The following is a 7413-nucleotide window of genomic DNA, read 5'->3' as shown; positions in this document are numbered from 1 at the left end:
TGAGAAGCTTTATGCTGACTTGGAAAAATCAGTCTTTTAGTTTATACAAGCCGTGTTTCTTGAAGTGCTTGGTGTTTACTGGATTGAGAAGGATTTTTTGCTAATTCTATGGTAAAGTCACGCTAGGAAATATCTTAACAACGGAGGGGGCGGCTTGAAACGTTACATTCTTGTAGTATCTTTGTTGATTTTAATGTCTTTCGTATCTTTAGTTACCGGCTGTGCCAATAGGGCAAATAAACCCGAAGAGCCAACTACGGCTAATGAATTGGAGTTCAACCTTGTCTTTAAATACGGTATTGGAGCAAGAAATGTTTTAAACACCTACGACGGGACTTATACAAAAGATATGGTTGCAGGACCGCCTGTTACAACACATCTCTCTTTGTCCAGAGATGAACTGAGCACTATATACAATAAAGTGGTTGAGATTGACTTCTTTAACTATCCCGACAAATTTGCCGTCTATGTGCCCCCCTGGGAACCCGTTAGTATGGTGACGCCGTATGAAAGCTATTACTTCAGGGTCGAACATGGTTCTAAGATTAAAGAGCTGTCATGGGAAGACAGCATAACCAATCCAAATAACGACGCTGATAAGTTGAGAGAACTGATCCAGTGTATACGAGACATTGTGGAATCTAAAAGGGAATATAAAAAGCTACTGCCACCCAGAGGCGGCTATGATTGAGGTATGGGCAGGTATTTAAAAGGGAAGAGTGCAGAATAGACATGTTAATTGGGGAGACTTTAATGGAGAAAGGAACTCGCTTTAAAGACAAGCTTTACAATTTGATATTCCCGCTGTGGATGATAATGTTTTTCCCGCCATTCTTAATTGCAGTCCTTTTTGGCAATCTAGTAATCGACGGGTTAGTTATATATTTGACATTATACCTAAACAGGGCTATGTTGGAGCGGAAGCAGTTGATAAATGTCATTATAAAAGCATGGGTATTCGGCTTCCTGGCTGACTTAGCTGGAGCCTTCATACTTTTTATTTTTTCAGCAATCTTTAGTTTTAACGGTTATTATGCATTTGAAAGTCCTGCCGCGGCCCTTCCCTTTATTGTGTCCGTTGTATTCGCGGGTTGTCTGATTGGCGTTTTTAACTACCGTCAGTGTCGCAGCTTGATGGATTCAAGGTTAGCCGCGAGGGTCGGGCTGGCCATGGGAATAGTGACTGCGCCCTGGGTGTTTTTCATCCCGTCTTCGGTTATGTGGTAACATTTCACAGGCTAAAATCATCAAAAAGGGACTCGAAAGCGCCCTGCCGTCATTAGCGGCAAAATCGCCCGGTGTGCCGGAAGTCGGCGCTTTGGATTTGGATCCCGGCGATATGCCGCTTTGTTACAGTCCGGACTTGAAAACCGTTTACGTAATGAATTATTCCCGCCCCGAGCAAGAGGTCGGGGTTATTCTCGGGGACTATACAAGGCCGGTAGACCTCTACCGGCTGGACAACGGTCAGAGGACAAGAGTGGCCTCCGGTATTCCTTTCATCACCCTGGCCCGGTGGTCCCCTGACGGCAGATACCTGGGGATAGCAGGAGGCCGTCAACTGCATGTGCTTAATTCCGACGATAATAGTCTAGACCCGGTGAACAAGCTGGTAAACCTTCCTTCGGCAGTGTTTTTCGGCTGGTCACCCGACAGCAAGACGGTTTATGTCGAGCACGATTACGTTGTGAACGGCGCCGTGTTTAACGTGGAAAACCACGAGGGGCTGCCGGCATACAGGATAAAAGATAATTTCCCCTTTTTCAAGGCGATGCTGTCCGACAACCTGTTCATTGGAACAGTTACGCATGAACCTTCGACGTCCGAAACGGTCCTTATGGATGGGGAGGGGCAGGTGCAAAAAAGCGTCGGCGCGGGAAAATTCCGTGACGTGGCCGGAAACAGCATCTTGCAGGTGGGCAAAGGCGACTTCGGCCTCGCCTTTTATGCCGATGTGAATACCCCTGAAGGTGTGCTCCTGACGGATAGATTCATATACCAGTGCCAATTTCTTCCCCAGGGCGGCATTATCTATACCACTCCGGGAGAGACAGGCGCAGAATTGAACTATGACCTGACCGTGGTCACACAAAAAGAGCAAAAGACGGTCAAGGTTTCCGGCCCGCACTTTAACGTCTGGCCCGACGGCAGGTTCGTGGATGTCTGCGGCTACCGGACGGAAAGGTTGAGCCTGCCTGAGTTGGCTGTCGTGCAGCAGCAAGACTGCCCTCTCTACGAAGGAGAGAAGGACAAAATCATTGCCTGCGCGAGGGGAGCGATAACCACCTACATCGAGTATTGCCACCGTTCTAATAACCCGTATGATCAGGCGCTGAAGCAAGAGTTGAGCCGGTACTGTGTGGATACCCGGGAGCCGGTGGAGCAGGTGGCTTTAACCGATATATATGAGGAACTCAAGAGCAGGCCCGCACTGTCCCACCTGCGGTCCGTCGCCCACCATCTCAACGGGCAGATAAAATCCGTGGAGATTCACGGTGACAGAGCCGCACTGGTGGCAGGCTTTTCATCCAGGCACGCGGTCATCCGCTCCGACGACACGGACCCCTGGTCGTTGTTCCGCTCCACTGCCGGCGGCTGGGCTTTTGAGACCGCCTACGAAATGATCAAACTGGACGGGAACTGGTACGTAACGGGTTTGAGCACTTTTCCCCGTTCCCGGGAGAGGAGCGAGATTGCGGAACTGACGGACGGCTTCATCAATTCCTGTCGAGGAGACGGCCCCGCCCCCGTCCGGGACGAACAGAGCCGTCAGTTCTATGAGCAAATCAGGGGGAAAGAGATCAGGGCGGGACAAATTCAATTCTGGAACATGAGCGAGCCCCACCGGTCTTCCAGTGCAGAACAGTCCAAGTTCGCCCTTGTTTATCTGTACGCCGGTGAGGCAAGATACGAACTGGTTTTCAGCCGCGAACAAAACCCTGGATTGGCAAATTGAAAGATTAAGGGATTCCAGCCGTCCGGGATTGTTTTAACAAGTACATTTATTTTAACTGTAACGTTTTGCGTTTTCAAACGACTATACAGTTAAACAACTTAAGGGGGAGATTTATTTGCCGGTCTTGATGTATACTCCTTCTTTATTGGCACCCATTGATGCAGTGACAGGAAAGTTGCTGGATAAGTTTAAAATGCAGTCACCCTCGCGGATTATCTTAAACGGTGAGGGTAAGAAGCTGGTCGCCGGGACTCCCGGGGAAGCGGCTTCCCTGCTGGCCGGTGAAGCAGGCATTGATATGACGGGCATGAATTTTGAGAGAGTGGAAGAACAGGGAGAGCACTTTGATCCGGGAATTAAGATAAAAGAATATTACTGGCGTTCCGAACCCCAAACAGGTCCGGACGGCAGACCGGATCACAGCAAAATGCGTTATTTACATCTCAGCGCGCTGGCAGACACGGGCCAGGTGGTCGGCTTCAACCTCCAGGATGAATCCGGGCGCGGCAAAAAGGCGGTGGTATCCAGAGAAGCCGCACAGAAAACGGCGGTTCAATTTATGCAAAGGTACCTGGACAAAGGAGCGGCCGAGCTGGAAATGCACGTCTACCCGCTGCATGAAGAAAGCATTCCCGAATGGGTGGACAGGAGCAAGCTGGAGGGCGACGGTCAGCGGCCGGAATTTCATTTTACCTTCACGCGTACACACCAGGGCATCCCGGTTTTGGACCGTTCGTACTCTGTTACTGTAGACGGACTTACAGGCAGGATTACAGCTTTTTACGACGGGAACAGCAGTTCAGCCGTCGCCCTTCCGGACAGCAAGAACGTTGTGACGGCTGAAGCGGCAAAGGCCGAGTTTTTGAAAAGCCACCCGCTGCGCCTGGTTTACCTCTGGCCTGAATATTCCGGCCAGAAAGCCCCCAGGCCCCTCCTGGTTTACATGCCGGACTATGGTGTAAGCTGGGGGGGATACATCGACGCCTTTACCGGAAAAACGGTGACGGTGGAGATGAATTAATTCATAGTCATTAGCGGTAATAATTTGGGAGCCGGGGCCGCAGCAGGTCCCGGCTCAATAAGTATTTTGTTCAGGGCTAAAAAACAAAAAACTGTTATTTTAATTATCTTGATTGTTTTTTCCTTTCCACATTTATGACTGAAAGGGAATTATGGAGCTTTATAAACTTTCAAAACATCCGTACCGTGACGGGAATAATCGTTCCCGCGCTGGAACTGCTGGCCGTTTTTATCTGCGTCCGGCTGTAACAATGAAAAGGCTCTTTACCAAATTGTCAGCCACCTTAATGTTTTCTTCAGCCTTTTCTTCCAACGGTTTTGGGACAACAGTCCGGCTGCCCTTTGCTCGACATATCGTACCATCTGGAAAAGCCAATATGATGAAGTATGTCAAGGAATTACTGGCTAAAATAGAAAGATAATTGGTGCTTAAGTTTAAAGGTGGGCTGCCCCAATAAAGTTACAGGGAGGGATAAAATTATATATAAATACATTGTTAAATTTATCGATATGGCATATAATATTATCAGGAGACTCATGATGAAAGAGAGGTTCTGATAATATGCCTGAAAAAATCACCGTAAGTGGTGTTCTGAATTCCCTTGTGCCAATTTCCCGGTTCAACAAGGGGGAGGCGAATAAAATCTTCGAAGAGGTCAGGGAAGCAGGCTTTAAGGTTGTGTTGAAAAACAACACGCCGGCGTGTGTGCTCCTAAAGCCTGAGTTGTATGAACAAATGCTTGAAATCATCGAGGAATACCGTCTGCTGCTGGAAGTCGAAAGGCGTATGGAAAAAGCAAAACAGGAGGACTTTATCCCACAGGAAAAAGTTTTATCTGAGCTTGGCATAAATAAAGCAGATTTAGATAATACAGATGTGGAGATAGAGTAGCTTATGTGGCAGGTGGAATATTTAAAGGAAGCAGTGGAGGACTTGAAGCGTCTTGACCACAGCCAGCGGTTGCAGGTGCTGAAAGCCATAGACAAGGTTTCAGGCAACCCCTTACCGCGGAACGAAGGGGGATACGGCAAGCCTCTGGGAAACAGGAACAGCATAAGACTTGCGGGTTACCTTAAAATCAAGCTAAAAAGGCTTGGCTTGAGGGTGGTATACAAGCTGGTCAGGGAAAAGGATGTCATGAAGATTATTGTAGTATCTGCAAGGGCAGATGACGAGGTTTACCTATTGGCACAGAAAAGAACAGATAAATAGCAGGAAATGAACGATGAAACGTCCGGAAAAGCCGGGCGTTTATATTTGTTCGCCCGGCATGTCTGCCGAGCCGATGGGTTGAAAGAGACCCTGTCGCCTAACCAGCGGGAAGACAACCCGTAGGCAAGGGCGTCACCGGCAACGGTGAGGTCTAAAGGAAGCCGAAGGGGGAACTTGGAACATAGCGAAAGCGAACCGGTGTTGGCTACTCAGGCGGGTAACCTTGCAAGAAGTGGGAAAGCCCAAAAGCTGGATAACCTGAGAAGTTAGGACGGATGCGTTCAAGTTCAGGCAAGCAGACTTAACCGGGGAAGCCCGGCATCATCCTGCTATCGGCAGGTAAGCCCAAACAAGCGGAAACGCGAGGGAGGGAACAGGTGGTGTCGGGTGGCAGATGAGTCCGTAGTAGTGACTAATCCTCAGCCAGTGAAGGCTGGTAACAGACCGGAGGATAAAACTGAGGGGACGTTGCGCCAAGTCGCAACGGGGCATATAGAGCCAAAAGCCTACATGCTTGCGAAGGGGCGAAGATAAACCAAAGTATGCAACTGATGAACCGAGCGGTGAGATGAGAAGATAACCGAGGCTGAAACGCCGAAGGGAACGTTAAGGCAGGCGGCGACGAACTTGCTTGCCATAACGCCCGCTCAGGCGGAGTATTGCGGCGCTTAACGGTAGGATTGCCACAGAGCTAGAGACGCCGGGAAACCGCAAGAAGAAACCGCCGCGAAACCGCAAGGGATTGAGGGAGCATAGCGAAATCAGGTGAAATGATGAAGAAGTGGTACAGCTTAATAGACAAAGTGTACCGGCTTGATAATCTGGAAAGAGCCTACCGTGCCATTAGAGTCAACAAAGGAGCTCCCGGAGTAGACGGTGAGACCGTGGAAGCCTTTGGCCAAAACCTGGAAGAAAGGTTACACCAGCTTCATCATGAGCTGAAAACCGGCACATACGAACCGCAGCCGGTCTTAAGAGTGGAAATTCCTAAAGTGGACGGCAGCAAACGCCCGCTGGGAATACCCACCGTAAAAGACCGGGTAGTCCAACAGGCACTCCTGAACATTTTGCAACCTATCTTTGAACCCGACTTTCACCCTTCAAGCTATGGCTACCGGCCGGGACGCTCCTGCCACCAAGCAGTGGCCAAAGCAGAGAGATTCATGAATGAATACGGATTAGAATATGTAGTTGACATGGATCTTTCCAAATGCTTTGACCGGCTAGATCATGAGCTGATCTTAGAAGGAGTAAACCGGAAAGTGAGCGACGGCGGTGTGCTGAGGCTTATTAAGAAGTTTCTGACCGCTGGGGTTATGAAAGACGGAGCCTGGGAAGAGACAGATATTGGAAGTCCGCAAGGAGGAGTCATCTCTCCATTGCTTACGAACATATATTTGGATCGATTCGACCAGGAAATGAAAAGAAGGGGCATTCGCATCGTCCGCTATGCCGACGATATTCTGATACTCGCCCGGACTCAAAGAGAGGCCCGGAAATATCAGGAACTCGCTACCGAAATCCTTGAGAAAGAACTGAAACTGTTGGTCAATAAGGAAAAGACACACCTCACGAGCGTAAATGAGGGAGTAGCATATCTTGGATTTATCATATGGCCCAAGTATGTCTCTATCCATCCCAGGAAAATAAAGAGCATCAAGGACAGGATAAGGCAACTGACTCCCAGGAACCACGGAATAAACGTTGAGGGAATGGTGAAGCGCCTAAACCCGGTTTTAAGAGGGTGGGCCAACTATTTCAGGGTTGCCAACTGCAAGAAATTATTTGCGCAGTTAATGGAGTGGATTCGGCGGCGGTTGCGAATGAAGCAAATGAAAGAATGGAAGAGCTGGAAGCCATTGCACAAGGCGCTGCGTAGGCGGGGGTATAAAGGGGAGTTTCGGAAAATCTCGGTTACGAGATGGCGTAACTCTGCCAGCCCGCTGGTCAATATGGCACTGCCAAATAGCTGGTTCAATGAGATTGGACTAATTGATATGGCTTCGTATAATGTCGGCATTTTGCATCACTTCTGCGAGAAGTGACTGAGGTTTATCAGGAGCCGTATACGTGGCCCGTATGTACGGTTCTGTGAGAGTTGCGCCTTGCAAGTTCAAGGAGCACATGCGACCTGAAATGGTCGCCTTGATAAAGCCTAACCAGCAGTTAAGTACCGAGTCTTGCGTGGTGTGTGGTAACATGCATCGCGAAGCGTAGACAGGAA

At 49.1% G+C, this 7413-nt stretch carries 8 protein-coding genes; all 8 read left to right on the top strand.

Translation table 11 applies throughout. The annotated features are described in order from the left end of the window. Window positions 1–154 precede the first annotated feature (154 nt). The 8 genes from Pmgp_RS18500 to ltrA all read left to right on the top strand — a co-directional run bounded on the left by Pmgp_RS18500 (window position 155) and on the right by ltrA (window position 7234). Window positions 155–691: a hypothetical protein gene (locus Pmgp_RS18500; RefSeq protein ID WP_134216054.1), complete on the top strand. Its 537-nt coding sequence runs from the start codon at window positions 155–157 to the stop codon at window positions 689–691. Window positions 692–927: 236 nt separating this feature from the next. Beyond that, window positions 928–1227, top strand: coding sequence for a hypothetical protein (locus Pmgp_RS18495; RefSeq protein ID WP_153189237.1), 300 nt, complete (start codon window positions 928–930; stop codon window positions 1225–1227). A 91-nt stretch (window positions 1228–1318) separates the two neighbouring features. Continuing rightward, window positions 1319–2956, top strand: a complete 1638-nt coding sequence (locus tag Pmgp_RS18490; protein WP_153189236.1) for a TolB family protein — start codon at window positions 1319–1321, stop codon at window positions 2954–2956. 115 nt (window positions 2957–3071) lie between these two features. Further along, window positions 3072–3977 carry a YcdB/YcdC domain-containing protein gene (locus Pmgp_RS18485; RefSeq protein WP_134216048.1) on the top strand — a complete coding sequence of 302 codons (906 nt, stop codon included), beginning with the start codon at window positions 3072–3074 and terminating at the stop codon, window positions 3975–3977. A 151-nt stretch (window positions 3978–4128) separates the two neighbouring features. Continuing rightward, the gene (locus Pmgp_RS18480; RefSeq protein ID WP_134216046.1) at window positions 4129–4398 is read left to right on the top strand and encodes a hypothetical protein; all 270 of its coding nucleotides are present in this window, start codon (window positions 4129–4131) and stop codon (window positions 4396–4398) included. Between the two features lie 140 nt (window positions 4399–4538). Further along, window positions 4539–4868 (top strand): type II toxin-antitoxin system Phd/YefM family antitoxin, encoded by a 330-nt coding sequence (locus tag Pmgp_RS18475; protein WP_134216044.1) that lies wholly within the window; start codon window positions 4539–4541, stop codon window positions 4866–4868. 3 nt (window positions 4869–4871) lie between these two features. Next, on the top strand, window positions 4872–5189 hold the full coding sequence (locus Pmgp_RS18470) for a type II toxin-antitoxin system RelE family toxin (RefSeq protein WP_134216042.1): 318 nt from the start codon (window positions 4872–4874) through the stop codon (window positions 5187–5189). 770 nt (window positions 5190–5959) lie between these two features. Beyond that, window positions 5960–7234, top strand: a complete 1275-nt coding sequence (ltrA, locus tag Pmgp_RS18465; protein ID WP_243119955.1) for a group II intron reverse transcriptase/maturase — start codon at window positions 5960–5962, stop codon at window positions 7232–7234. The last annotated feature ends 179 nt before the right edge of the window (window positions 7235–7413 follow it).

The sequence above is a fragment of the Pelotomaculum propionicicum genome (assembly GCF_004369225.1).
Classification (GTDB): domain Bacteria; phylum Bacillota; class Desulfotomaculia; order Desulfotomaculales; family Pelotomaculaceae; genus Pelotomaculum_B; species Pelotomaculum_B propionicicum.
The sequence above is the reverse complement of the archived record's forward strand: the minus strand, read 5'-3'. Positions and strand labels throughout refer to the sequence as shown.

What these genes read in the sequence shown, in the direction of transcription:
- Pmgp_RS18480 (WP_134216046.1), top strand. Translation starts at nt 4,129, where the DNA reads ATGGAGCTTTATAAACTTTCAAAACATCCGTACCGTGACGGGAATAAT.
- Pmgp_RS18475 (WP_134216044.1), top strand. Translation starts at nt 4,539, where the DNA reads ATGCCTGAAAAAATCACCGTAAGTGGTGTTCTGAATTCCCTTGTGCCA.
- Pmgp_RS18470 (WP_134216042.1), top strand. Translation starts at nt 4,872, where the DNA reads ATGTGGCAGGTGGAATATTTAAAGGAAGCAGTGGAGGACTTGAAGCGT.
- ltrA (WP_243119955.1), top strand. Translation starts at nt 5,960, where the DNA reads ATGATGAAGAAGTGGTACAGCTTAATAGACAAAGTGTACCGGCTTGAT.